General features: G+C 49.9%; 22 protein-coding genes. 12 read left to right on the forward strand and 10 right to left on the reverse strand.

Annotated features, from left to right (window positions below; translation table 11 throughout):
- Positions 1–243 precede the first annotated feature (243 nt).
- From hcp to BOO20_RS08250, 4 genes are all read right to left on the reverse strand, one after another.
- Complete coding sequence (hcp, locus tag BOO20_RS08235; RefSeq protein WP_076791975.1) at positions 244–1,872, reverse strand: hydroxylamine reductase; 1,629 nt, start codon at positions 1,870–1,872, stop codon at positions 244–246.
- Positions 1,873–1,898: 26 nt separating this feature from the next.
- Positions 1,899–2,309, reverse strand: coding sequence for a tetratricopeptide repeat protein (locus BOO20_RS08240; protein WP_076791976.1), 411 nt, complete (start codon positions 2,307–2,309; stop codon positions 1,899–1,901).
- A gap of 168 nt (positions 2,310–2,477) precedes the next feature.
- A complete protein-coding gene (locus BOO20_RS08245; RefSeq protein WP_076791978.1) occupies positions 2,478–3,353 on the reverse strand; it encodes an ATP-binding protein in 876 nt (291 codons plus the stop codon).
- Positions 3,354–3,542: 189 nt separating this feature from the next.
- Positions 3,543–3,965 (reverse strand): Rrf2 family transcriptional regulator, encoded by a 423-nt coding sequence (locus tag BOO20_RS08250; RefSeq protein WP_076791980.1) that lies wholly within the window; start codon positions 3,963–3,965, stop codon positions 3,543–3,545.
- Positions 3,966–4,205: 240 nt separating this feature from the next.
- Here BOO20_RS08250 and BOO20_RS08255 point away from each other — a divergent pair, with 240 nt between their 5' ends.
- The 5 genes from BOO20_RS08255 to folP all read left to right on the forward strand — a co-directional run bounded on the left by BOO20_RS08255 (position 4,206) and on the right by folP (position 9,494).
- On the forward strand, positions 4,206–5,105 hold the full coding sequence (locus tag BOO20_RS08255) for a class I SAM-dependent methyltransferase (protein ID WP_076791981.1): 900 nt from the start codon (positions 4,206–4,208) through the stop codon (positions 5,103–5,105).
- A 51-nt stretch (positions 5,106–5,156) separates the two neighbouring features.
- Positions 5,157–5,591 carry a heme-binding domain-containing protein gene (locus BOO20_RS08260; protein WP_076791983.1) on the forward strand — a complete coding sequence of 145 codons (435 nt, stop codon included), beginning with the start codon at positions 5,157–5,159 and terminating at the stop codon, positions 5,589–5,591.
- Positions 5,592–5,969: 378 nt separating this feature from the next.
- Entirely contained in the window at positions 5,970–7,517 is a 1,548-nt protein-coding gene (locus tag BOO20_RS08265) for a hypothetical protein (protein WP_076791985.1), read from the forward strand.
- Positions 7,518–7,579: 62 nt separating this feature from the next.
- Positions 7,580–8,572: a site-2 protease family protein gene (locus tag BOO20_RS08270; protein ID WP_076791986.1), complete on the forward strand. Its 993-nt coding sequence runs from the start codon at positions 7,580–7,582 to the stop codon at positions 8,570–8,572.
- Between the two features lie 19 nt (positions 8,573–8,591).
- On the forward strand, positions 8,592–9,494 hold the full coding sequence (folP, locus tag BOO20_RS08275; RefSeq protein WP_076791988.1) for a dihydropteroate synthase: 903 nt from the start codon (positions 8,592–8,594) through the stop codon (positions 9,492–9,494).
- Positions 9,495–9,610: 116 nt separating this feature from the next.
- On the opposite strand, the gene BOO20_RS08280 is transcribed toward folP, so the two are convergent.
- Complete coding sequence (locus BOO20_RS08280) at positions 9,611–10,156, reverse strand: ORF6N domain-containing protein (RefSeq protein ID WP_006365624.1); 546 nt, start codon at positions 10,154–10,156, stop codon at positions 9,611–9,613.
- A 422-nt stretch (positions 10,157–10,578) separates the two neighbouring features.
- Here BOO20_RS08280 and smc point away from each other — a divergent pair, with 422 nt between their 5' ends.
- From smc to nth, 4 genes are all read left to right on the forward strand, one after another.
- A complete protein-coding gene (smc, locus tag BOO20_RS08285; protein ID WP_076791990.1) occupies positions 10,579–14,118 on the forward strand; it encodes a chromosome segregation protein SMC in 3,540 nt (1,179 codons plus the stop codon).
- Between the two features lie 21 nt (positions 14,119–14,139).
- The gene (locus BOO20_RS08290; protein WP_076792054.1) at positions 14,140–14,841 is read left to right on the forward strand and encodes an HAD family hydrolase; all 702 of its coding nucleotides are present in this window, start codon (positions 14,140–14,142) and stop codon (positions 14,839–14,841) included.
- 10 nt (positions 14,842–14,851) lie between these two features.
- Positions 14,852–15,346 (forward strand): transcription antitermination factor NusB, encoded by a 495-nt coding sequence (gene nusB / locus BOO20_RS08295; protein WP_076791992.1) that lies wholly within the window; start codon positions 14,852–14,854, stop codon positions 15,344–15,346.
- A 72-nt stretch (positions 15,347–15,418) separates the two neighbouring features.
- Positions 15,419–16,054 carry an endonuclease III gene (nth, locus tag BOO20_RS08300; protein WP_076791993.1) on the forward strand — a complete coding sequence of 212 codons (636 nt, stop codon included), beginning with the start codon at positions 15,419–15,421 and terminating at the stop codon, positions 16,052–16,054.
- Positions 16,055–16,286: 232 nt separating this feature from the next.
- On the opposite strand, the gene BOO20_RS08305 is transcribed toward nth, so the two are convergent.
- The 3 genes from BOO20_RS08305 to BOO20_RS08315 form a co-directional block, all read right to left on the reverse strand.
- Entirely contained in the window at positions 16,287–16,745 is a 459-nt protein-coding gene (locus tag BOO20_RS08305) for a hypothetical protein (RefSeq protein ID WP_076791995.1), read from the reverse strand.
- A 135-nt stretch (positions 16,746–16,880) separates the two neighbouring features.
- Positions 16,881–18,761, reverse strand: coding sequence for an aminodeoxychorismate synthase component I (gene pabB / locus BOO20_RS08310; RefSeq protein WP_368665434.1), 1,881 nt, complete (start codon positions 18,759–18,761; stop codon positions 16,881–16,883).
- A complete protein-coding gene (locus BOO20_RS08315) occupies positions 18,748–20,307 on the reverse strand; it encodes a Ppx/GppA phosphatase family protein (protein WP_076791998.1) in 1,560 nt (519 codons plus the stop codon). Before BOO20_RS08315 ends, pabB begins: the two co-directional genes overlap by 14 nt.
- 89 nt (positions 20,308–20,396) lie before the next feature.
- On the opposite strand from BOO20_RS08315, the gene BOO20_RS08320 reads away from it, so the two are divergent.
- The 3 genes from BOO20_RS08320 (at position 20,397) to BOO20_RS08330 (ending at position 22,319) form a co-directional block, all read left to right on the forward strand.
- Positions 20,397–20,603 (forward strand): hypothetical protein, encoded by a 207-nt coding sequence (locus BOO20_RS08320; RefSeq protein ID WP_144277139.1) that lies wholly within the window; start codon positions 20,397–20,399, stop codon positions 20,601–20,603.
- A gap of 78 nt (positions 20,604–20,681) precedes the next feature.
- Positions 20,682–21,353 (forward strand): diacylglycerol/polyprenol kinase family protein, encoded by a 672-nt coding sequence (locus BOO20_RS08325; protein ID WP_076792001.1) that lies wholly within the window; start codon positions 20,682–20,684, stop codon positions 21,351–21,353.
- An 18-nt stretch (positions 21,354–21,371) separates the two neighbouring features.
- Positions 21,372–22,319, forward strand: coding sequence for an L-threonylcarbamoyladenylate synthase (locus BOO20_RS08330; protein WP_076792003.1), 948 nt, complete (start codon positions 21,372–21,374; stop codon positions 22,317–22,319).
- 28 nt (positions 22,320–22,347) lie between these two features.
- Here the strand turns inward: BOO20_RS08330 and BOO20_RS08335 are convergent, their stop codons facing one another.
- Both BOO20_RS08335 and BOO20_RS08340 read right to left on the reverse strand, forming a co-directional pair.
- Entirely contained in the window at positions 22,348–24,384 is a 2,037-nt protein-coding gene (locus tag BOO20_RS08335; protein WP_233120931.1) for a helix-hairpin-helix domain-containing protein, read from the reverse strand.
- Between the two features lie 33 nt (positions 24,385–24,417).
- The gene (locus tag BOO20_RS08340) at positions 24,418–25,161 is read right to left on the reverse strand and encodes a pseudouridine synthase (protein WP_076792005.1); all 744 of its coding nucleotides are present in this window, start codon (positions 25,159–25,161) and stop codon (positions 24,418–24,420) included.
- Positions 25,162–25,165 lie beyond the last annotated feature (4 nt).

Genomic DNA, 25,165 nt, shown 5'->3' on the forward strand with positions numbered 1-25,165 from the left:
AACCCGATGACTGCGTTGGGCGGTGCTCGAAATCCTCATGTACTCCGTGTACACTCCGGGTTCTGCGCTCCGTCCGCCTTGTTCTCGGGCTTCTCACGACAATTAATAGAGGTGCCCTGATACTTCTTTTTTTACAGTACGTTCTCACAGTACGTCCTCTCCCTTATTATACGGATTATCTATAATATAACAGAAAGCCCCGACCGAAGCGGGGCTTTACTGTTTGATTAAAAGGATCTTCCGTTATGCGCCAACCATCATGGCTTCCACATCGGCAGCAACTGTTCCGATCGGCTTGATACCAAACTTCTCCACCAGCACTGCAGCTACATTGGGGGTGAGGAACTCGGGAAGTGTTGGTCCGAGGCGGATACCTTTGACTCCGAGATAGAGCAGTGCAAGCAGCACCGTCACGGCTTTCTGCTCGTACCATGCGATATCAAAGGAGATCGGCAGATCATTGATATCCTCAAGTCCGAATACCGCCTTGAGCTTCAGGGCAATGACCGCAAGTGAGTAGGAGTCGTTGCACTGGCCTGCATCAAGCACACGCGGGATGCCGCCGATATCACCAAGCTCCAGCTTGTTGTAACGGTACTTGGCGCAACCTGCCGTCAGGATGACGGTATTGTCGGGCAATGCACCGGCAACATCGGTATAGTACTTGCGGGAGTTGTGACGCCCGTCACAGCCGGCCATCACCACAAAGCGCTTGATAGCTCCGCTCCTGACCGCAGCAACAACCTTGTCAGCAAGGGCAATTACCTGGTTATGGGCAAATCCTCCGACAATCTTGCCGTTTTCAAGCTCTTTTGGTGGCGGGCAGGTTTTTGCCAGTGCTACAAGAGCTGAAAAGTCTTTCTGACCCCCTTCAGGACGTGCCGGAATATGTTTCAGTCCGGGATAGCCCGCCATGCCGGTGGTAAACATACGGTTTCGGTAGGCTTCACGAACCGGTACAATGCAGTTGGTCGTCATGAGAATCGGACCGTTGAAGGAGTCAAACTCGCGATCCTGCGCCCACCATGCACTGCCGTAGTTACCGACAAAGTGTGAGTACTTCTTGAATGCCGGGTAGTAGTGTGCCGGAAGCATTTCGCAGTGGGTATAGACATCAACTCCGGTTCCTTCGGTCTGCTTCAGCAGATCTTCCATATCACGCAGGTCATGACCTGAAATGAGGATGCCGGGGTTTTTACCGACACCGGTCTTCACTGTTGTGATCTCCGGGTGACCGTACGATTCGGTGTTGGCCTTGTCGAGCAGGGCCATCGCCTTGACGGCAACAGCTCCGGTTTCGAGCACCAGCGCAGTGAGTTCATCGGCTGAAAGCTCTTTGGTCAGAGCGGCAAGAGCCTTGACGTAAAATGCATAGATGTCGTCATCATGGTAACCGAGAACTGCGGCATGATCAGTATAGGCTGCAAGGCCTTTGACGCCGTAAAGCACGAGGCTTTTCAGCGACTGAAGGTCTTCATTTTCACTCAGGCTTTCAATACCTGCCAAAGCCGCTTTTGCCAGAAACTCATCCTTTGAGCTGCCGCTCCAGCTTGCAGCGTCATGCTCGGGCTGAACGGCAAGAGTTGCACTCAGTTCATCACGAAGGGCTAGGGTCTTGAAAATACGGGCAACAATGGCATCCTCATCGAAATTGGTATTGGTAACGGTTACAAAAAGCGATTCACTGATCAGCTGACCGACTTTTCGCGACACACTTCCCGGCTGTTTTTCGGCTGCGAGCGCAAGACCTTCGGCTGCATAGACAAGCACATCCTGCAACATCGCGGTCATATCATCCTTTCCGCATACCCCTCTCACCGTACATCCGCTGCCATGGACACTCTCCTGACATTGATCACAGTACATTCCCATCTCTCTATCCTCCATTTTGGTTATTGTTATTGCACATCCGGTGAGAGCATCGAGGCTTGCATCCGGTCCTCTGCCGCACCTTCCTTATCGCCGATTTTTTCCTTAACTGATGCCCTGCTGTTGTATGCTGCGTGAAGCAGCCGATTGTTACCGGGCTTTCTCCTGATAATTTCACTGAAGTCTTCCAGGGCACCATAGATGTCACCAACGTTGAGCCGTGCAATCCCCCGGTTGCCGTAAGCCGTTATCGCTTCGCGGAATCGCAACCCGATTTTCAAGGCAGTTGTATAATCATCAATGGCATCCCGATAATCCCCCGTGCTGCTTAGTGCATTGGCCCTGTTGCAGTAGGCATCAGCATTGTCCGGATCAGCCTGGATTACCCGGCTGATCTCTATTGCTGTACCCCGGTATCCCCCCATCGCATCTTTCAGCATCGCTTGTTCTGGTTATTCATTGAATCAGGAATATCCGGGCAACCACAAGGGATTGCCCCTACATTCACCGCTCTCTTTTTCGTCTGTTTCGTGGTCAAATAATCTTCATCTTCTTTCTCGTAAATACAGTAAATCACGAACGTCCCCCCCCCAAATGCGTGGGAGCCCCTACATTAAAACCCACTCTTCTTTCAGGGTTTCGCCCTTGAGACTGATCACCACTTTTTTTACCGGAACCTTGCGCGAGGCCTTCTTCAGCGCTTCAGCCACAATCGACATCAACCCGCCGCAACAGGGCACTTCCATAATCGCAACCGTGATGGTGTTGATGTGTGACAGGTCAATCATGGCGGCAAGTTTGTCAACATAGATCTCCATCTCAGAGTCAAGTTTCGGGCATGCTATCGCAAGGCTTTTACCGCTCATGAACTTTGCGTGAAAATCGCCAACAGCAAATGCGGCACAGTCGGCAGCAAGTAAAAGATCGGAACCCTGAAAGTATGGCGCCTGCGGTGAAACAAGATGGAGCTGGATCGGCCACTGGCGTAGGGAACTCGCCGGTGAGGCTGCCAAATGAGCTGGCGCTGCGTCTGAAGAGGAACCGCTGTCACGGAAATCCACCATTTTGCTGCCGGGGCACCCCCCGCCATGCGTACCATGGCGGTGTGGAGCCCTGACAGATGGTGGAGGGAGCGGATTGGCTATTCCCTGCTCTTTGAGGTAGTCAAGCGCCTGCTGCAGGTAGCCCTGCTCGTTATGCTCAATCAGATGCCGGAGATGGGCTGCAATCACATTCGCCCCTCCCTTTACAATACTCTCGTGCATAACCCGTTTTTCATCGTAGGGTTCGGCTTCACGACTCTCTATTTTCATCGCTCCGGTCGGGCAGTGCCCGATGCAGGCTCCGAGACCGTCACAGAAGAGATCACTGACAAGGCGCGCCTTGCCGTCAATAACCTGCAGTGCTCCTTCCGGACATCCTGGAATACACTCTCCGCATCCGGTGCATTTTGTTTCATCAATGGAGATTATCTGACGTCTCATGGTTTTGTCCCTTTCATGCACCACTAATAATCTGTTACGTGCTTCGATTTCTGCGTTGGTCGGTGCTCGGAATCCTCATGTACTTTCGTGTACACTCCGGTGCCTCCGCTCCGTCCGCCTTGTACTCAAACCACTCACGACGATTATTAATGGCGCATATTTTATGAGTTAGATTGTTTTTACTGCCTGTCACTTCCTGTTTGCCGCTTCAAGGTCACGGAGCAGCTTGCCGATGGTGACTTTTTCAAATTCGCTCTGCACCACCTGCTCGATGCGCATGATCTCATGGCGCAGTACACACCTCGAACGGTTGCCGCAGATCTGCTTGCGGAACATGCACTCCGACACCTGTACCTTCCCCTGAAAAATTTCGATCAGTTGCGTCACCGTTATCAGGTCGGGATCCTTTTCAAGCATAAACCCGCCCCGCGCCCCCTCTTTTGAGATAATCAGGTTGTGACGGATCATCTCCTGCAGGAGACGGCGCAAAAACTGATAGGGAATATCCTGCCCTGAAGCAATTGCCTTTGCGGAGAGATATCTCCCCCTCGCTGCGGCAAGTGCAAGGAGTGCCCGTATGGCGTAATCCGTATTTTTTGTCAGTACTTTCATTGTTATTTTTTAATTGATACCAATTTAGTATCAGTTAATTGAAAAACAAAATCTTTTTTAATAGTTTCCGGCGATCATGATTTTTTAAAAAAAACACAACAGGTCAACTCCGCTTTCACAAAAGAAAAAGGACGCTTGGAAAGCGTAAGTACCCGTGCAAGTTGTGCGTTTTTTTATAAATGCTTCAGGCTGTGTATATTAGAGTTCAGGAAAAAGAAACCCTACAGACCGGGACACATTATGCTGCAACTGAAAACTGCGGGTTTCAAAGCGCTGGACAATCTTCGCAGGGAGGGAGTATTTCCTCCCGACTGGAAGAAGGTGGCGGAGCTTGAAACAGTGGTAAACTCCGTTTTATCCCGGTTTCTTGAAGAACGATTCAGGGTCTCAGAAAAATTCGGAGGAGGGTTTCTTCTGCCGGAACTGATTGACCGGGCGCTTCGCACCACGGAAAACGAGCATATGGATGACCGAAATCTTCCGGAATGCGAAAAGCTTAAACTGGTCAATGCGCTCGACCGGCAAAACGCCATGATGCAACTCTATCAGCGTTATGTCGATCTTCTTCTGCCGATGCTCCTTGATATTGCCCGGCGGGAACAAAGAAATGCAAGGGTAGTTGAACTGGCTTGTGGTTCCGGAGGGCTGACTCTGGCACTCGGTGAAGCTGTCCGGCAAAAAAAGCTGCCGGTAACGGTTACCGGATCGGATATCGTTCCGGCTTATATTGATGACGCAAGGCGCAAGGCAGCGGAAAAAAATATTCCGGCAGAGTTTCGCAGACTCAATGCCCTTGAACTGACAGAGCTGAAAAAAGATGAGTTTGACGTTATGGTGTTGGCTCAAAGCCTGCACCACTTCACACCGGGTCAGCTTGCAGTCATTATTGCCCGCTCCAGAGAGCATGCCACAACGGCATTTGTGGGCATTGATGGATACCGGAGTCTGCTGCTGGCGGGCGGAGTGCCACTGATTGCTGCAATGCAGGGCATAACGGCGTTTACACTTGACGGGCTGACCTCGGCACGAAAATTCTATACCGAACTCGAACTGGATATGATTGCAGAGATCGCGACAGGTAAAAGAGATCATCAGCTTGCCTGTTCCTGGCCTCTGAGCATACTTTCTGTCCGGTTCTGAACCCTGATTTTTTAATCCGTATTAATCAACGATAAGAAGGAGAACAAACAAATGAATTTTGTAAAATTTTTAGGCGGCGCAGCTATCGCCCTTGCAGCCATTCAGCTTGTTCCTTACGGGCGTGATCACGCAAATCCGCCGGTGACCGGTGAACCGAAATGGGACTCCCCGAGAACAGAGGAGCTTTTCAACCGAGCCTGCAAGGACTGCCACTCCAACAATACTGTATGGCCATGGTACAGCTCTGTAGCGCCTGCTTCCTGGCTGACACAGCTCGATGTATCAAAGGGACGCGAGGCATTCAATGTTTCCGAATGGGGACGGCCTGAAGAGAATGAGGGCGAAAAAGCTGCCGAAGAGGTAAGGGAAGGTAAAATGCCGATGGTTATCTACCTGCCGGCACATCCTGAGGCAAAGCTGAATGCTGCGGAGAAAGATGAACTGGTCAAGGGACTGGTCGCGACTTTCGGGGACGAGAAGAGTTAGAAAAAAGGTGAGAAGGGAGCTGCGGCCAAGCCTAAAGACAAGGACAACGACCAGGATTAAAGGCATCACAATTTATTTGCTTCGCTATTCGATTGCGTTTTTGGGCGGTGCTCTGAAAAGAGAAGATGAAGAGATTTTGAACCACGAAATATCTCGAAAAGGCACGAAAACAGAGATTCCGGATTGAGGTCCGGAGGAAGGCGATATTGGTAGTTGGACACCTGTGGACGAAGAGAACAGCTTGATGGTTTACTTCTGCACCATTTCGTGTAATTTCGTCTGTTTCGTGGTTCGAAAATTCTCAAACCGCTCACGACAATTAACAGGAGTGAACTCAAGTGAGTCGAATGGTTCAATAATCAATAAATACCGTCGTCCATGAGTGGTCGTCGTCACCATATGGGGGGAGTTATTATCCTTGCTGCAATTCTTGGATTTGCACCTCTTCAATGCGGAGCAGAGGAGGTGGCCGGGCCACAGCTAACGACAGGTGCCCTGAAAATTTCCTATGAAGAGTTCAGCCTGCCCGGAAGTGAAAAGATGGGAATGACCGCACTGGGGATAAGCCATAATTTCACAAAAAACTTTCATGCCGGTATCGGATCATGGATGGCGGTAAAAGGTGAACGGGGAGGGTTCATTACCATCGGCCTTGATGGAGGCCTCTCCCTGCCGCTCACGGAGAAATTAGGCCTTGATACCGGTCTTTTTGTCGGCGGAGGCGGCGGTCGCGGCGGATATACACTCAGTGGCGGCGGTCTTATGTTGCGTACGCATGCGGCTGTGACCTATGATATGGGAAGCCGGGGCAAGTTAGGAGCAGGGGTAAGTCATGTAGACTTTCCTGATGGAGGAACGATCACCACAACCCGGCCCTTTATCTCCTATACCCTTCCATTCTATTCGTTTATTGAAAACGGCAGGGAACGCAGCGGAAGTCGAGTCCTCTCCGGAGAGCAGTACAGGCAGTTATCACCAAAACAATATTCACTGGCACTGATCAAACGGGATCTGCATGTTGCATCTACAGCCCTTACCGATTTTGGAACTCCTCAAACGAATTTCTCGCTGATCGGTATAGAGTGGCGGACTTACCTTGATGAGCACTGGTTTGCCCGTCTGGAGACGGAGGGCGCCGCAGGTGGGAGCAGCGCAGGGTACATGCAGATTCTTATTGGCGGAGGCTTCAAAGTGCCACTTGGAGGAAATCTTTTTGCAAGTACCGACCTCTCCCTTGGCGGCGGCGGTGGCGGCAATATTGATTCCGGCGGAGGTCTTCTGTTCAATGCATCGGCAGGAGTGCAATATAATCTTACCCGCAATCTGTTTGCTGATCTCTCCGCAGGATACCTTTCGTCCCGTACTGGAACATTTGAAGCTAAAACTGTTGCCTTCAAGCTGGGTTACCAGTCAGGCGCAAAGAACAAAGTCAGCGCGGCCTTGATTGATCGTCCGGTTTTCGAACCCGCCTTCCTGCGTATTCGGGCAGTCAGCCAGAGCTATTTTAAAGCTGCTGATAATTGGCGCTCCCACCACGCCGATCAGAATGTTGACAATCTTGGTGTTCAGATCGATTACTTCCTCAACCGCGACTGGTATATAACAGGGCAGGGACTGGCAGCATATGGCGGTGGAGCCGGAGCCTATATGACCGGTCTGCTTGGCACGGGTGCAAGAAAAACAGTAACCGGAGATCTCTTCATCAATACTGAAGGCCTTGTCGGCGCAGCCGGCGGAGGCGGCCTGGCAATTGGCTCAGGTCTTGTCTGGCAGGGAAATATCGGCCTCGGCTATGACATCAACCCGACCCTCTCCGCGCTCCTGAGTGCCGGCCGAATGCAGGCGTTTAACGGCGACTTTAAAGCCAACGTGATCGGACTCTCAGTCGGATACCACTTTAAAAGTTATATGAGCGAAGCAGATTGATACAAGGGTGCATCTATTTATTTCCACTGCACAACCCTTTCCAATGTTTCAGCCAAAACAAGATGAAGACAAACCCTCAGAACTACCCTCTTCATCTCTCTCTGCTGCTCCTGACGGTTCTGACAACACTTTGGGCAGGAGCGTTCTGGGGCGGGCATCCGGTCACAATCAGCAAAGTCTTTCCGTTCATAAATAATCTCTCTTTCGGAGTTCAATACTCATTCTCCCTGCTGCTTTTTTTAAGTGTTCATGAATTCGGCCATTTTATCGCGGCCCGGCGTTATCGGGTTATGGCAACACTGCCTTACTATATTCCGCTCCCGCCGCTGCCGTTTATGTTCAGCCTCGGAACAATGGGCGCGGTCATAAAGATCAGGGAGAGAATACCCTCCACAAAAGCCCTCTTCGATATCGGGGTAACCGGCCCGTTGAGCGGTTTTATCGTCTGTTCCGTAATCCTGCTCTACGGCTTTCTGAATCTGCCTCCGGCTGATTTCATCCATACCATTCACCCTGAGTTTCAGAACCCCCTGATGACACCTCCCCAGGAGAACTTCACGCTGGGCAAAAACCTGCTCTGGATTCTGCTTGAAAAAAGTGTAGCCCCAAAAAACCTCCCGCCGATGACCGAGATGTACCACTATCCTTTTCTGTTCGCCGGATGGCTGGGCTCTCTGGTAACAGCCCTTAACCTCCTTCCCGTCGGACAGCTTGACGGTGGTCATGTCATCTATGCCATGTTCGGAAAAGGGGGACATGCAAAAGCCGCAAGAGGATTCCTGATCTTTATTACCATTCTCGGATTTCCCTCGCTGCTTGAACTGCTGCTTTCATTATTCAATCCGGAATCAGTTGCTCTCATCCCGGATCTTCTGCGCCGCTGGTCATGGTCGGGCTGGATTCTCTGGGCCGTCATTCTTTCAAGAGTTATCGGTTTGAATCACCCTCAGGTGGAATACAATGAAGTGCTTCCCTTTTCAAGAAAAGTTATCGGATGGGTTGCCATTACCATCTTTCTGCTGACCTTTACCCCTGTACCGTTCGGCATCAACTGAAACACACGAAGCAATCGTCATGAACTGCATTAATGCCGGAAAAGAGTTTCAGATCAATTGCAGAGGGAAACTGCTCGACCTCTCCTCCGGGCCAAAAATCATGGGAATTCTGAATACCACTCCTGACTCGTTTTTTGACGGGGGCACGTTTCACAAGACCCAAGGCAAAGTCGATCTTGACCGTGCACTTGAGCACGCGCTTGAGATGATCCGGGAGGGCGCTTCAATTATCGATATCGGCGGTGAATCGTCGCGACCGGGAGCTGAAAAGATTTCCGTCAGGGAGGAGATCATGCGAACCATTCCGCTTATCGAGCTTTTGCAGAGAAAAACCGATATAATTATCTCTATTGACACCTGGAAGGCAGAGGTTGCCGAAAAAGCCTTCAAAGCCGGCGCACATATGGTCAATGATATTTCGGGTTTTACCTTTGACGGCGATCTTCCCGGAGTGTGCAGTCAATACCGGGCGGCGGCAGTTCTGATGCACACTCCGGTGAAACCGGAATCAATGCAATGGAGCACCGATACCGGTTCCGGGAAGGGCGATATCCTTGCAAGGGTGAGCTGCTTTCTGGAGCAGTCGATTGCTGTTGCTGAAAAAAATTCGATCCATGACCTCATCATCGATCCGGGATTCGGATTCGGAAAAAGTGTTGAGGAGAACTTTCAACTCCTTGCCGGACTGAGATCTCTGCAAGCGCTCAAAAGACCAATCCTTGCAGGGCTCTCCAGAAAATCATTTCTCGGTCACGCCATCACCCCGAAGGGAGAAGAGATACTCCCCCCCTCCGAAAGACTGACAGCCACGATAACGGCAGATACTATTGCGCTTATGAACGGAGCGAGCATCCTGCGGGTTCACGATGTAGAAGCCGCAGCCCAATGCCTTCGGGTGCTGGAAGCGATGAAGAGATTTTAAATGGTGGATTGGTGTAGGGCGATCCTGCGTGATCGCCCTCTTTGAGAAAGGAGCATCCCTTTATTCCTCATCGTCCTTGCTGTCCCTGAACTCCTTCTGGTCCTTTTTCCCCGGCGTCATTTTTTCTTCTTTTTTATTGTATGCCTGAATTTCAATACTGCAAAGTTAAGTTCTATTGAGGTTTCAGAATCGCTTGTCTGTAAATCGTCGTCAAAGATCTCTGCAATCAACTCGCCACTTTTTTGCATAAGCGAATTTTGTTCGGCTTTATCTTTTGCAACAGACAATTCTTTTACACTTCTGGAGAGTTCTCTGATTTTTGAAAAGGTCTCGACAATTGAGATTGTAGCTTGCGTAGCTTGAGGACTTTTGAGTATAGTGGCAAGCATATAGAGCCCTTTTTCTGTAAATGCAGTTGGCAACTTTACTTTGCCACCTTTTATCGAAGTCGAAAATTTCGACTTCAATGCATCCCACTCATTTTTCTCAAGATCCAAAAGGTATCCATCAGGAAACTTGTCAGGGTTATTTTTTACAGCCTCATTTATTCGTTTGACTTCAACCCCATAAATTTCAGCAACATTGCTATCGAGCAAAACCATTTGCTCCCGTATTTCGATGAGAAGTTCTTTTAAATGCTCAATTTTCACAAGACCGTTCATGCGAATGCAGATTATATTGGCTATACTCTATATTTACGCCTTTCAGTAAAAAATCGCAAAAAAATATTTTACTTATCCATCAAGTACAAACAAAAGAGATTTTGAATTCGACGAAAAGATAATTTCTTCAAACTTCAGAGGAGCGTGATATTGGCAGCCCCCCATGTCATCCAGAACCCACCGTCATCCCGAACTGAAAGGAGGGAACTCACTCACGACAATCAGATCCCTCTCTGCGTTCGGGATGACAAAGAAAAATCGGGATGACAACAATAAAAGACCGCATTAGATTATGCTTCATTGTCCCATTTGTCCAGTGGATACGATTCCCTTGGAATCCTTCAAATTCACGGGTATACCGTTTTTTTTCTTACTTTCATTATCTATACCTGAATCGAGATTGTCAAACCCTCACTGTTCAGATGTACCTTTCCAAAATTGAACTCTTCGGCTTCAAAAGCTTTGCTCACAAGGTCAGAATAAGCTTTGACAAGGGACTGACGGCAATCGTCGGCCCAAACGGATGTGGCAAGACCAATGTCGTTGATGCAATGCGCTGGGTACTGGGCGAGCAGAAATCATCCCTGCTCCGGTCCGCCAAAATGGAAAACATCATTTTCAACGGATCGAAAAACCTCAAACCGCTCAGTCTTACCGAAGTTTCAATCACCGTTGAAAACACAAGAAATGTCCTCCCGATCGAGTATACCGAGGTTACTGTCACCCGCCGCCTATACCGGAGCGGAGAGAGCGAGTTTCTTTTAAACCAGGTGCCCTGCCGCCTGAAGGACATTCTCGACCTTTTCACCGATACCGGCATGGGCAGCGATGCCTATTCGGTGATTGAGCTGAAAATGATTGAAGAGATCATCAGCAACAAAAGCGAGGAGCGTCTCAAGCTATTTGAAGAGGCCGCAGGTATTACCCGTTACAAACAGCGCAGAAAACAGACATTCAAACTGCTTGAAAGCGCATCGCGTGACCTCTCAAGGGTGGATGATGTACTGAGCGAAGTGGAAAAAAAGGTTCGAAGCCTGAAACTCCAGGTCAGAAAAGCCGAAAAACTCCGGGAGCTGAAAAAGGAGATCCGCGAACTTGATCTGGCGCTCTCATGGCTCTCCATGGAGGAGTTACGCGAAAAGCTTGAACCCATGCTGGGGAAAATAAGAGCCGAAGAGCTGCTGAATCATGAGTGTGCGGCACATATCGCCAGAGAGGACAGTATTGCCCAGGAGCGTGAACTGCTGCTGCTCCAGGAGGAGAGTACGCTCTCTGAAACACAGAAATCACTGAATGAGCAGAATCAGCAGATTCACCTCCGCGAAAAACAGCTCCTCCAGCATGAAGAGCATCAAAATAACCTTGCTTCGGCTGTCACCCGAACGGCATTGCTGATCACTGAAAAAGAGCTGAAGATCAGCGAACAGGAGAAAATCAAAAATGACCTGCTGCGGCAGAGCGGCCCCTGTGAAGCAACCTGCTCGGAACTTCACAGCGCCTTTAAAACTCTGGCCGATGAGCACGACCAGCTCAACAACACCCTGCGCCAACAGAGGGATGAGCTTTCACGGGAACGCAGAACAAGCGCAGAACAGCAGCATGCCGACAATCAGCTTGCCCTCCTGAAGCGAAGCCTCGAATCGAAAAAAGAGCATCTGCGCGCCTCGATTGAACGGCTTGAAACCAAACAACTGAACATTCAGCAAAAACTGGAAGCCTCGGACGAAAATGAACGAAGGCTTTCGGAAGAGCTAAAGGGCAAACAGAGCGATCTGGCCGAAGCAAAAACAGGCGAGAGCCGGCTTCTGGAAAACCGCGAAAGCATAAATAAAAGAATCGAAGAAAAAAGAGAGGCCCTGATGCGGTTTCGGGACGAACGCGACAGGCTGAACAACCGTATTTTGCTGGCCAATTCAGTGCTTGACAACTTTGAAGGAATGCCGGAAGGAATCGCATTCCTTGAAAAGCAAAATAACGGAAAAGAGAGCATTCATGGATGCATTTCTGATATGATCTCGCTTGATGACCGATACAGAAAGGCGGTCAATGCGGCACTTGGCGAAAGCATGAACTACTATGTCTGCCGCTCGATCAATGATGCACATGAGGGTATTGCGCACCTCACAAAATCGAACAAGGGCAAAGTTAATTTTTTTGTGCTTGACCTGCTTGCCGGATCCAATGCGGAAGAGAAGAGAACGATCAGCGGTGCAGAGCAAACATTCGACGTTATCGACTGCCCGACCGAGCTGCACTACGCGCTCCGACTGCTTCTCCACAAAAGCTATATCACAGAGAGCCTCAACACGGCAGAAGTTCTCGCCCGGCAGCATCCTGACTGCTCCTTTGTCACGCTTGAGGGTGAAAAATTCAGCGGAAGCGGAGTGATCTTCGGCGGAAGCTCAAAAAACAGCGAAGGGTTACGATTAGGTAAAAAAGCCGAACGTGAACGACTGCAAAAAGAGGTTTCCGTAATAGAGAAAAGCATCATCAAGACTGAGGAGAACCTCCTGAAACTGCAGGAAGAACTCGCAGCAATAAAAGCGTCTGAACAGCGCAGGGAGATTGAACGCCTGGAGTCAGAACTCGGAATGCTTGAAAAAAACGCTGCCCGGCTTGATGCTGAAAAGAACGGAATGAAGCAGGAAAGAGAGCAAACCGGACGAGAAATTGAGGCACTCTGTGAGCAGAATAACAGTTGTGACACTGAACTGCAAAAGCTGCTGCCATCCATTGCTGAAAGTGAAGCAAAGGGACGATTGACAAGGGAGAGAATCCGGAAACTGCAGGAGAGCCTTACCTCGTTTGAAAACCACTACCATGAGCTTGGCAGGGATGTCCAGACCCGCCAGAGCCGGTATAAGGACGGGCTGCTCGAACTTGAAAAGCTCAAGCTGAACATAGCTGCTGCCGACCAGAGACTTACGACGCTGCATGACGAGATCAGCAGGATGAGGGACGAAAAGGAGAGTTCAGAAAAAGAGATAAGCAGGGGCTCCGGCGCATCCTTGCAAATCAGGGAAAAGCTCGACTCCCTGCGCATTCTTTCCGCCGAAGAGCAGAAACGGCTCAACGAGCTTGAATCGGCATACAGGGAACGCCAGGCACAGCATCATGAGACCCTTGGCCAGCTGAGGGATCTTCGCCGGAAACTTGACGTAGGTATGCAACTCCTCACTGCGCTTATGCAGGAACGCTCACAGCTCGATCAATCACTTGACCACCTCTTCACTGCCGTACAGCTGAAACATGATTGTGATCTTGCCATCATGACTCCACCGGCCATTGACAACTCATTTGACCGTAAAAAAGCGGCAGAAAAACTTGAACAGCTTCTGCGGCAACGGGAGCAGTTCGGAGCCGTCAATGAGCTTGCGCTGGAAGAGTATGAAACCGAGAAAGAGCGGTTTGACTTCCTGACAGAGCAGAAGGAGGATCTGCTCAGCGCTGAAACACAGCTTCGCACAACCATCGATGAGATCAACAAGACCGCCCTTGAGAAATTCGAAGCGACCTGGCGGGAAGTGCGGAAAAACTTTATCACGATTTTTCATGAGCTCTTTGATCCCGAAGATGAAGTGGATCTGATCATGCATGCCGGTGAAGACCCTCTTGAAGCCCATATCGAGATTGTGGCCAAACCAAGAGGCAAAAAACCGCTCTCGATCGAGCAGCTCAGCGGAGGAGAGAAAGCGTTGACGGCACTCTCGCTGCTTTTTGCCATCTATCTGGTCAAACCAAGTCCCTTCTGTATTCTGGACGAAGTGGATGCTCCGCTTGATGATGCAAACGTCGGACGGTTTATTAAACTCCTGAAAAAATTTGAGAATAACACCCAATTTATTATTGTTACGCACAACAAAAAAACCATGGCTTCCTGCCAGGCTCTTTACGGGGTCACCATGGAAGAGGAAGGGGTATCAAAGCTGATCCCTGTCCGACTGGAAAATATCAAAAACTGAATGAAGCCAGGGAAAGAGGGGATGCTCAGGAAACTGGTGTTATTTGACATTGACGGAACACTGCTCTCGGTTGGAAGGATCAACCGAACTGTCCTTGGCGATGCGCTTAAAGAGGTCTACGGCACTGAAGGTAGTACGGGAACTCACAACTTTGCCGGCAAGATGGACAGTGTCATTATGTATGAAGTGCTCGGCAGCGCCGGACTGAGCGAAGCGGATATTGCAGGGAAGTTTGAGCTGGCAAAGGCAACCTATATCGAGATGTTCAGGAGCTGTGCCAAAGCAGAGGATGTCACCCTGATGGAGGGAATCAGGGAGCTGCTTGATGAGCTGTCGGTTCGTTCGGAACTGATGCTCGGCCTTCTGACCGGAAATTTTGAGCAGTCGGGGCGCCATAAGCTTCGCCTGCCGTACATCGACCACTATTTTCCCTTCGGTGCTTTTGCTGATGACGCAAAAAGCCGTAACGCCCTGCCGCCGGTCGCCGTTGAAAAGGCTTACCGGATGACCGGGCGGAGGTTTTCAGAGGATGATGTCATTATTATCGGCGACACAGAGCATGATATTTCGTGCGCCAGAACGCATAATGCCAGGTCTATTGCCGTTGCAACCGGAACCTATTCAACGGAGGAGCTGAAAAAACACAAACCGGATGTGGTACTGGAAAACTTATGCCAGACCGATCTTGTTATCAGTGAGATACTCCGAACAAAAATCAACTAATTGCTCTTTTATGAAGACCTACCGTCGACAAATCCGTGAAAAGATTTTACAGGCACTCTATACCATAGAAATCAGAGAGACCGATATAGACTCTGCTGCCGGATGGCTTTTAACGCAGGAGATCCTTGATGATGCCAACGCCATGAAATTTTTCAATCTGCTTCTGAAAAGCGTCAAGGAGAACCGCGAGGAGATTGACCAGTACATTGCCAAGCACACCTTTAACTGGGATATGAGCCGCATTGCGATTATCGACAAGAACATCCTTCGCATGGCCCTTGCTGAAATCCTCTACTGCGAGGATATTCCTCCCAAGGTTTCGATCAATGAAGCGATCGAAATCGCAAAAAAATTCACCAGCACCGACAAAAGCAGCAAGTTTGTCAACGGAATTCTTGACGCCATCTTCAATGAACTGAAAGCCGAGGGAAAAGTCCATAAAAACGGACGCGGACTTATTGACCACTCAACCGCCAAGGTTCAGAAAACAGAAACCGGGAGTTGACGGGGAGGGGAGAGGGGGACGTTCATGATTTACTGTACTTATGAAAGATTTTGGTTTTGAAAGTTGACCTGTATGACTCCGAAAGAAAAAATCGTCCTGCTGAAAGAGGTGCTGGGAAACCGATACCCGAACCCGAAAAGCGAACTCAAATACGAAAACCCCTTTCAGTTGCTGATCGCGACAATCCTTGCCGCCCAGTCAACCGACCGGCAGGTCAACGTCATTACCCGTGAACTGTTCAAGGTTGCTCCGGATGCCAACTCGCTGAGCCGCATGGAGCTGGATGAGGTTAAAAACCTTGTCCGCTCTATCAACTATTTCAACAACAAGGCAAAAAACATCCTTGAAGTCAGCAGAATTCTGGTCAACGAATACGAAGGCAGAGTTCCTGACAGAAGAGCTGCGCTTGAAAGCCTTCCCGGAGTAGGAAGAAAAACCGCCAACGTTGTGCTGAGCAATGCCTTCCGCCAGCCGGTCATGCCCGTTGATACACATGTTCACCGGGTTTCAAACAGAATCGGACTGGTAAAGACAGGGAAAGTGGAAGAGACTGAAACCGAACTGATGAAAATCATCCCCGAAGCGTGGGTTATTGACTTTCATCACTATCTCCTGCTGCACGGACGCTACACCTGCAAGGCAAAAAAACCCGAATGCCAATGCTGCCCGCTCTCCTTTGTGTGCGAATACGCTCAATTGCACAGCTAAAAGGACTTAAAGGACTACAGGGACTACAAGGATGAAGAGAAATTTTATCCCGGAAGGGCGAACACGCAGGTTCGCCCCTACAGTTCAATCCAAAATTGTCTTCCCGATTTTTTCTTGTCATCCCGAACGCAGAGAGGGATCTCCTTTTACCGCAATCAGATCCCTCCTTTCAGTTCGGGATGACACGGGGGGAGGGCAATCCAAAATACAGCATTCAAAATCCGGAATCTCTTCAATGCAGCTCTATCTTGCGGTCAACAGCGTAAACCCATTCGCCTTCAGGACGCTGGCGGTTGCCTGCCCAGAGTTCAAGCGTTACCCCTTTTGCCGGGAAAACCGGTGAAGTGAAGATCTCAACCTGATAGAAAAGCTCATCAAGAAGATCATCCCAGACCTTATCAAGGCACTGACCTTGAGCCTCATATTCACGTGACGGCTTCAGCGCGTTTGCATCCGGCTGAAAGTAGTCGCTGATATAAATAAAACTGTCCGGCATCAGAAAACCACCGCTGAATGTTCCTCGCGGACGCTTCTGACCGGGAACTTCAATCCAGAACTCAAGAAGAGTATCGCCGGTCAGTTTGCCGTCACCGGAAAGCTTTTCGAAGAGCTGCTGAACGGTGTTCCGGATGAGCGCCTTGTTTTCACCGGAGAGCTCATGCATGGTAAAGTCAGGAGTGTGGTCACGCATTGTGGAAATCGGTAAAATGTTTCGGGAATAGCAAATTTATCTGTTCTTCCATCGCGGGTAAAGCTCACAACAACAAAGAGTTCTCCCTTTTTATAGTATTAACATACAGTAATATACAGCTCTTTAACGGCAGCATCAACCCTTCGTCTGCAAGAGAATTTCATCACCATTGAAAACCGCCAGCCTCAAACCGCGAACTGAATTTGCGATATAGATCATATCAGCATCCCGCAGGTCCTTGAGGGTGAGCACTTTTTCGGCAGCAGATGGCCTGGTAGAGAGAAAGTAGCTGCGAAAAATACCGTTCAGAATTCCTGATTGAATCGGAGGAGTAAAGAACTGCTTTCCTTTTCGGATAAAAAGAGAGCTGATCGCTCCTTCAGTGACCTCTTTATGCTCATTAAGAAAGAGTACCTCATCAAATCCCTTTTTCCGGGCAAGAGCAAAATAGCTGTCGTAGAGCTCTCTTTGTGTGGTTTTATGGTAGCGAAGAAGCTCTGAGGAGTCTGCAGGGTGAGCAGCAAGAGCGAGACGTACCGGCCCGGCCAGAGCATTCTGTGCTACCGGCTCATGAAGAGCGTTGAACGCTCCTTCGGCGGAGAGATTGAGCCGTACCTTGAAGCGACTTCCTGATCGGGATAACTCCGCTTCAAGCCTGCCGAGCAGCGCAAGTGCCGATCTCCGGTCAAAAAGAAACCCGAGCGCGCTTGCCGATGCTTCCATTCGATCAAGGTGCTCATCAAGCCAGTGATAGTGTCCGGCCCATAACAGGCTTTCAAACAGCATCATATCCCTGCTCATGGAAGCCTGAAGAATTTTCGCCTTGAGCCGGCACTCGCGGTACTCCTCTTCCGGATCGGAATCCCAGACAATCCCGCTGCCGGAACCATATACCCCTTCTCTTCCGGAAAGTTCAAGCGTACGGATCGCCACATTAAAAAGCATATCCCGCTCCGGAGTGATATACCCGATCGTGCCGGTGTAGATCCCCCGAGGATCCGGCTCAAGGGATTGGATCACTTTCATGGCCTTGATTTTTGGCGCTCCGGTTATTGATCCTGAAGGGTAGAGTGCCCTGAAAAGCTCATACAACCCTACATCCTCCCGCTCTTCACCCCGAATAGTCGAAACCATCTGGTGAAGGGTCGGCCATGTTTCGGTCACAAAGAGTCCCCCGGTCTCAACTGAACCCGGCTGGCAAATCCGTCCGAGATCGTTGCGAAGGAGATCAACAATCATGAGATTCTCAGCCCTGTTTTTCGGGCAAAGTGCAAGCCTCTCTCTGAGGGTTTTGTCCTCCTCCCCGGAGCTGCCCCTCGGAGCGGTACCCTTCATCGGCATGGTTTCAATAACCGGGCCGCTCCGCATGAAAAACAGCTCGGGTGAAAAAGAGAGCGTGATGCGCTCCCGGTAATTGAGCCATGCGGTATATGATGAGGGCTGCAGGGATCGCAAACGGGAAAAAAGCAGCGGGACATCTCCATCGAAAGAGAATCGATACCGTCCGGTAAAATTCACCTGATAGAGATTTCCTGCGGCTATCTCCTCCCGGATATTGCGGATTGTGGTGGTATACTGCTCCCCTGAAAGATTGAAGGTGAGATCAGAAAGACCGGCCGCCTTACCCGGTCCGGCAGATTCGGAAAAAAGCTGCGCTACCTGTTCGGCAGATAGACGACAGGGTTCCCTGTAGACACCAAACCATGCCAATGGGGATGGGGGGAGATTTGCTGCCCGGTCGGGAAAAATTGCCGGTTCAAACCCGTACCCCGCCTCATAACTCATCAAACCTGCGAGAAAAAAACCTTCATCAAGTTTTTTTTCGAGTCTTCTGAAAAAGGGTTTGATATCCGAAAGTGAGTTGAGTTCTACAATCTCCAGCGGATCGTAAAAAAGCCGCGCCCCTCCCTCATCTCCCTTACAGAAAGCGGATTCCAGCCAGATCGAACCATCCCTTGACATCAGAGCGGCAAGCTGCTCGAGAGTGGCAATCCCTTTGCCTTCAGTGCACAGCAAGAGTGATTTTTTTTTGTAAAACATTTTCCAGCCATGGTTTGAGCTGGTCGGCGGCCCAGATTTCAATTTCGGGCTCAACACGGGTTTTCAGGTAAAGCGTAATCCCCTTGCCCTTCTCTTCTGCTTCAATCGACTCTACATTCTGGCGATGCCCCCGCTCAAGTCCATTGGCAAGCCGGAGAATACCTGAAAGCACATCAACGGCACGCTTGTGTTTTGGCTTGAGCATACTGTAAGCCAGGTTCTTTTCGGAAGGAGGGGATTTGCGATGGTAACGGGCAACATGGCCGATAATCTCGATTTCCGAAGGGGAAAACCCGCGCAACTCCCCGTTCATGATGATATACTGGCTGTGCTTGTGATGCGAAGAGATGGAGATAAAGGTCCCGATATTATGAAGCAGCGATGCGTACTCCAGAAGTTCACGGTATGGCGCTTCAAGCTGGTGCTGAGCGGCAAGCGTATCAAACAGTTGCAAAGAGAGTCCTGCCACCTGCTCGGCATGCCCCTGGTTCCAGTCACATCGGAAGCCGAGTTCATAAACGCTCTCCCTTCTGATATCCTGCCCCGGAATCATCCCCTCATGAATTTCGCTCTCCAGGAGATGTCTGAGATAGTGCAGCACCATCCCCTCACGAAGGGCATAATCGGAGATGACAATCTCTTCTAAATTGAACAGTCTGAAAATCATATCGACAAGAATCAGACCCGGCACAATCAGATCAACCCTTTTTTCATCAAGGCCGGTCATTTTTCGCCTTTTGACGGCGTTGAGCGGCAGCACTCTGTGGTAGAGTCCAAGAAACTCCTCCCTGGTAAAGGCACTGTTGTTCAGTGATACTTCGCTCTCAAGACCGTTTACCGAGCGAATCATGCGGGCAATATTCTGAGCTGTTCCCGAGGATGCAATGGCTCTGGATACATTAAGTTCAGCCGCTCTGTTAACGGCAGAGACCATCTCTGCTGCAAAAAACTGTTCAAGCAGTTTGATATCGCCGGAATCAATCGGGTCCGAGAGAACAAACCGCTCACGCATTCTGGCGACGCCTATTTTACGGCTCTCAAGCAGCCGTACACCCTGCTGATCAGCAATAACAAATTCAACGGAACCTCCACCTATATCAAAGAGAAGTTCCGGAGTTTCACCAATCTTCACTGCGTTTCGTACCCCGTAATAGATAAATTCAGCCTCTTCCCTTCCGGAGATGACTTTAACCTTTATACCCGTTTCCTCCCTGATACGCCGGAGAAAATCACCCTGATTTTTAGCTTCCCGAATGGCACTGGTAGCAAAGGCAAGAACGTTTTCGGATGCAACGCCATGATGGGTGGCCAGTACAAGAAACTTCCTGAGGGTGGCGATACCCGAAAGCATAGCCTCTTCATCGAGCATTTTCGTTGAGATACTGCCTTTTCCAATACAGAGCATATCCTTGACCCGGTCAATCTCAACAATTCCCTTTCCTTTGCTCTCTTCAACAATAATCATGTGGAAAGAGTTGGTGCCGAGATCAATAGCGGCTACCCTGATTTTTTCATTCGTCATACCGTTGGGCTTGTCACGATTTAATAAAGCGCTAACAAAATACAAGAATTAGAGCAATTTCGGAGTTGAAGAGTGGGAAAGTGGACACTGTGGACGAAGAAATGGTGGACAAAAGTGGACAAGATGAAGAGATTTTGAATGGTGTAGGGGCAATCCCTTGTGGTTGCCCTGCATGGTTGATATTCTTCTTCGTCCCTGCTCGCCCTGAACTCCTTTTGGCCCCCTCACCTGTTGTTGAAAACGGCAAAATAAACCTTCCGCAGGAGGTACCCGCTTTTGCGTTGAAAAAGGTTTGAAAATTTCAGTGTATATTCCTGCCTGTGCCGGTTGACATTCAGGAAACCGTTTAATGATGACTATTTCACGACTTTTACATGATGCCTGTTAACAAGGAAGCAATCGACCGGCTTGAACTTCGTTATGAAGTAGCACGTAAAGCTATTCACCTCTCCTCCCTCTCCATACCGGTCATCTACTATTTTATCACCAGGGAGCTTGCTCTTCTTTTGCTTCTGCCGCTTTTTGCCGGGTTCTTTCTGGTTGATCTCCTGAAAAATTTCGTACCACCGGTATCGAAATGGTATCACAAAACATTTGACTCCATGCTGAGAACGCATGAGATCAAGGGAGAAAAAAACCATCTGAACGGAGCCACCTGCATTACCCTGTCGGCATTGCTCCTGGTTCTTTTTTTCCCAAAAATCATAGCCATCGCGGCATTCTCAATGGTTGCCGTCTCCGATACCCTGGCTGCCATTATTGGAAAAGCTTTCGGAAAACACCGGTTCGGCCAGAAAAGCATTGAAGGAAGTATGGCTTTTTTTCTCTCTGCTCTTCTGATCATGAAGTTCATTCCCGAAATCAATCCCGGTATCGGATTTGCCATGGCTTTAGTGGCAACGGTAACAGAGTCTTTTGTTTTGCGGATTGGCAGTTTCAGAATTGATGATAACCTTTCAATCCCTCTTGTCAGCGCAACATTCGGAACGCTCTGCTATATGCTCTTTCTGCCGGGAACGTTGGCATTTTTTTTCATCGGCCTTTAGTGCTCATTGCAGAATACCATGCAGACCATCCTCACTGACTCAACTGAAGAAGCCGCCCGCATTCTGAATTCGGGATGTGTAGTGGCCTTTCCGACGGAAACCGTTTACGGTCTTGGCGCCTGTATCTGCCATCCGGAAGCGATCGGGAAAATCTTTCAGGCCAAGGGCCGGCCGGGTGACAACCCTCTGATCGTGCATATATACAACATCAAACAGCTTGATGATGTAGCCTCAGAGATCAATGAAAGCGCAACAAAACTTATTGAACGTTTTTTTCCCGGTCCTCTGACTCTCGTACTGAAAAAAAATCCATCCGTCTCCGACATCGTCACGGCAGGCCTTGATACCGTAGGGGTACGCTGCCCGGCAAATCCTGTGGCAAGGAAGTTTCTTCGACTCGCCTGCGGTCCTGTCGCCGCTCCTTCAGCCAACCTGTCCGGGCTTCCGAGTTCTACAAGCTGGCAAGCCGTCTTCAAGGATCTTGACGGAAGGATTTCATGCATCCTGAAAGGAGAAATGAGCACCATCGGGCTGGAATCGACCATTGTTGACTGTTCGGGACCCTCCCCTGTCCTGCTCCGGGCCGGTGCTATCACGTTTGAAGCGTTGCAGGAGGTTGTTCCCGGCATCACACTGAATACCGGAACCGGAAAAGAGAGCCGCCCCAAAAGCCCCGGATTAAAGTACCTGCACTATGCACCGAAAGCATCAATAGTACTTTGCACTCCGCTTGAACCGATAACTGCCGAACCGGATTCAGCCTATATCGGTCTCTCCCGGCCACCCGAAGGAGTAAGGGTTGCCAGGCAATGCATCAGTCCGGAAGAGTATGGCAGGGAACTGTTCCGTTTTTTCCGGTTGTGCGATGCCGAAGGTATCAGGGTGATCTACTGTGAACTCCCTTCGCCGGAAGGTTTGGGCCGGGCAATCAGGGACCGGCTGACCAGAGCTGCCGGCAAGGAATAAGGGCAGGAAAAAGCAAGAGCGCCTCCGCTCAAAAGGTGAGCATGCATCCAAGATGCACTGACCCGGGAGCACTGGTCGCACGAAGGTCGTTCCCGGTGCTGTATACCGTCCGGTCTGAATACCAGCTCTTCTCGAATCTTGCCCCCAGCTTCATCTGTTTCATAACCTGCCACAGCGCTACGAGATAGAGGGATTTTCCCCGCCCGTCATATACCCCGAGGCTGGAGGTCAGCGGAAGATCATCTTCGGCTGCATAGAGTGCCGCATCATAATCTTGAGTATTGAAAAGAGTAATCCGCCCCTTGAAGACCAAACGGCCGGTTTCAACATGCAGCTGTTGATAAACCAGCCATCCATAAAATGTTTCATCTCCGTCAAGAAATCTGTTCACTACTTTTTTAACCTCTCCCCGGCTCCTGAACCTGATGCGTCGAGAGGGGCTGATTTCACAATCAAGCCGTGCCCTGCTTGTTTTGACAGGGAGTGCGGTCCAGATACCGGATGATCCTTGCGGGCTCTGCAGGCGAGCCTCCTCCTTATACTTCTCCTGAAGCTGCAGGTTCAGGGTTACGGGCGAAAAAGCCTTCCATGAAGCAAAACCTCTCAGGTCATGTCCGGTGGAGGAGAAGGGATAATCCGAATCACCACTCAGAGATGGAAAGGTAAAGCGGTCATAACAGGCTCCGAGAGTAACCCGCTTGCTGAGCTCTGCACTGATTCCAAAATAGTATCCATCCTCGTTTGACGCGCCGCTGCCCCTTTCAGCAAATGCACCGGCAAAAGGAGAAAAGTAATGCTCACCATAGCGCCGCAACGCTGCCACCGTATTGACTCCCCGGAACAACTCATACTCCAGGCCCGCCGTCCAGGAGAGATCTGCAGGACGTTCAGAAAAAGCTGTCTCTCCAAAAAGAGATACCTTTCCCAGTGAGCAATCAGTTTCAAGACTGTAGCTGCTCGAAGAGGAGATCCTGGAGCCCGTTCCATCAGGATCAAGCTGTGCAATCGGTTCGGAGTAGCTGTAGTAGAGCATGCTGCCTCCTATAAGACCACGAAAGCTCCCGGTATTAAAGTGATAGCGCAGGTTTGCTCCAACAGCGGTTTCAGTGACATTATCCTTGCGGCTCTCCTCAAGTTCGGTACGATGATAACCAGCTTCATCGAAACTGGAGATAACACCGGAGCTGTTGATACGTGCGTCAACCCGGTTTACCGAGTAAAACTGGGTTATCTCCAATGGATCAAGCTTCAGGGTCGCGGCGCCCCCCTGAAAGAAACCGTATTCTGAACTCGAAGCATAGGGCTGCAAAATTTTTGATGACAGCCTGACACTTCCAGCAGGATCAGACCCTTTTGAAAAATACCGCCCCTGGCCGATGAGCAGCCCCTGGCCGACATTGAGTGTATAGTTGCCGAAAACAGCACTCTTGATAATCCCGGCATCGTGCAGATTGATACTTACTGAGGTATAATCGGCAAGGTCCGCCTCTCCGATATCTTTTTCCTGAACAATAGTGGCGTTCACAAGGGGAACCGAGACTTGCAGCCGATTGTAAAGCTTGCTGTTCCCTCCACGGTAATTACCGTTACTCACTCCTGCCCTCTCGGTTGTCTCCCGAAAAAAACGACTGTACAGTGTTCCTTTAAATCCCTCTCTCTGTTCGATTTTACGCCTCGAACGTACTGCTTTCACCATAATATAGGGCGCAATAGCAGCGGTTTTCCCTTGTCCGATAAGAGGCTCAAGCTCCTCAACAAGAAGAAACGCTCCTTTCTGCCGGCGACGGGCAAGAATAGCATTGACGTCGGACGCCGTCAGCCATGGCAACTGACGAAGTTCACTCGCGTCTGCATCATTGAGAGAGATTCTGTTTTTTTTCAGCTCTTCAATCACCTCAATCAGGCGCTCGATATTGCCTTCGGATTCGGCCTTGTCGATAAGCTCCTGAAAATCATTGCCGGAACTGAAACCCGGGCGGGAGAAAACAGCGTGAAGAAGAAAAAGGAGAATAAACATCATAACCCTCATGGCATGATGTTTCTGAAAAAGTATCTGAAATTTCATGACCATGAGGTTTTATTCATTGATAAAACCGGCTCAGGGGCTTTCAGCAAGTTTATAGAGCTCCCGTACCTCATTGCGACTCAGATAGCGCCACTCTCCCCTGCGAAGTTCGCCGATAGTCAACCCTGCATAAGCCACCCGTTCAAGCCTTTTAACTTCATAACCGAGGGTCTCGAACATTCTCCTGACCTGATGATTTTTGCCCTCGTGAATACTCAAAAGCACCTGCAGGCCCTCATCAAGCAGTTTCGCCCTGCACGGGCGGACCTTTTCACCGGTATCCTTCAGGCGCATGCCTCCTGTCAGCTGAGGCAGCATGCTTGCCGGGAATTTCTCTCCCAATACCGCAATATACTCTTTTTTTACATTTGACGAAGGATGCATGAGTTTATTGGCCAGCGTTCCGTCGTTGGTCAAAAGAATCAGACCGGTAGTCTTTCGGTCAAGACGACCTACCGGAAAAACCCGCTCCTTGACATCGATGTAATCAAGAACCATCTCCCGGCTCTTCTCATCACTGCTTGTGGAGATGACGTTTCGGGGTTTATTGAAAAGGATATAGACCTTTCTGCTCTCGGGCTGTGCATACTTCTGGCCATCCACAATAACCTCATCCTTGTCGGGGTTAACCTTTGTGCCCGGCTGGGTAATCACGGTACCATTTATCATAACGCGCCCCTCCAGAACAAGCTGGTCGGCAGCCCGTCTGGATGCTATGCCACATAAAGCCAGAAACCTGTTTATTCTGACCTCTTCACTGTTCGTACTGTTTTTCATACTC

The organism is Chlorobium sp. KB01 (assembly GCF_001975465.1).
In the GTDB taxonomy this organism is placed as follows: Bacteria; Bacteroidota; Chlorobiia; order Chlorobiales; family Chlorobiaceae; genus Chlorobium.

Bases quoted from the DNA above. Each gene is read 5' to 3' on its own strand.
- hcp (WP_076791975.1), bottom strand. From the start codon at position 1,872: ATGGGAATGTACTGTGATCAATGTCAGGAGAGTGTCCATGGCAGCGGA.
- BOO20_RS08240 (WP_076791976.1), bottom strand. From the start codon at position 2,309: ATGCTGAAAGATGCGATGGGGGGATACCGGGGTACAGCAATAGAGATC.
- BOO20_RS08245 (WP_076791978.1), bottom strand. From the start codon at position 3,353: ATGAGACGTCAGATAATCTCCATTGATGAAACAAAATGCACCGGATGC.
- BOO20_RS08250 (WP_076791980.1), bottom strand. From the start codon at position 3,965: ATGAAAGTACTGACAAAAAATACGGATTACGCCATACGGGCACTCCTT.
- BOO20_RS08255 (WP_076791981.1), top strand. From the start codon at position 4,206: ATGCTGCAACTGAAAACTGCGGGTTTCAAAGCGCTGGACAATCTTCGC.
- BOO20_RS08260 (WP_076791983.1), top strand. From the start codon at position 5,157: ATGAATTTTGTAAAATTTTTAGGCGGCGCAGCTATCGCCCTTGCAGCC.
- BOO20_RS08265 (WP_076791985.1), top strand. From the start codon at position 5,970: ATGAGTGGTCGTCGTCACCATATGGGGGGAGTTATTATCCTTGCTGCA.
- BOO20_RS08270 (WP_076791986.1), top strand. From the start codon at position 7,580: ATGAAGACAAACCCTCAGAACTACCCTCTTCATCTCTCTCTGCTGCTC.
- folP (WP_076791988.1), top strand. From the start codon at position 8,592: ATGAACTGCATTAATGCCGGAAAAGAGTTTCAGATCAATTGCAGAGGG.
- BOO20_RS08280 (WP_006365624.1), bottom strand. From the start codon at position 10,156: ATGAACGGTCTTGTGAAAATTGAGCATTTAAAAGAACTTCTCATCGAA.
- smc (WP_076791990.1), top strand. From the start codon at position 10,579: ATGTACCTTTCCAAAATTGAACTCTTCGGCTTCAAAAGCTTTGCTCAC.
- BOO20_RS08290 (WP_076792054.1), top strand. From the start codon at position 14,140: ATGCTCAGGAAACTGGTGTTATTTGACATTGACGGAACACTGCTCTCG.
- nusB (WP_076791992.1), top strand. From the start codon at position 14,852: ATGAAGACCTACCGTCGACAAATCCGTGAAAAGATTTTACAGGCACTC.
- nth (WP_076791993.1), top strand. From the start codon at position 15,419: ATGACTCCGAAAGAAAAAATCGTCCTGCTGAAAGAGGTGCTGGGAAAC.
- BOO20_RS08305 (WP_076791995.1), bottom strand. From the start codon at position 16,745: ATGCGTGACCACACTCCTGACTTTACCATGCATGAGCTCTCCGGTGAA.
- BOO20_RS08315 (WP_076791998.1), bottom strand. From the start codon at position 20,307: ATGACGAATGAAAAAATCAGGGTAGCCGCTATTGATCTCGGCACCAAC.
- BOO20_RS08325 (WP_076792001.1), top strand. From the start codon at position 20,682: ATGATGCCTGTTAACAAGGAAGCAATCGACCGGCTTGAACTTCGTTAT.
- BOO20_RS08330 (WP_076792003.1), top strand. From the start codon at position 21,372: ATGCAGACCATCCTCACTGACTCAACTGAAGAAGCCGCCCGCATTCTG.
- BOO20_RS08335 (WP_233120931.1), bottom strand. From the start codon at position 24,384: ATGAAATTTCAGATACTTTTTCAGAAACATCATGCCATGAGGGTTATG.
- BOO20_RS08340 (WP_076792005.1), bottom strand. From the start codon at position 25,161: ATGAAAAACAGTACGAACAGTGAAGAGGTCAGAATAAACAGGTTTCTG.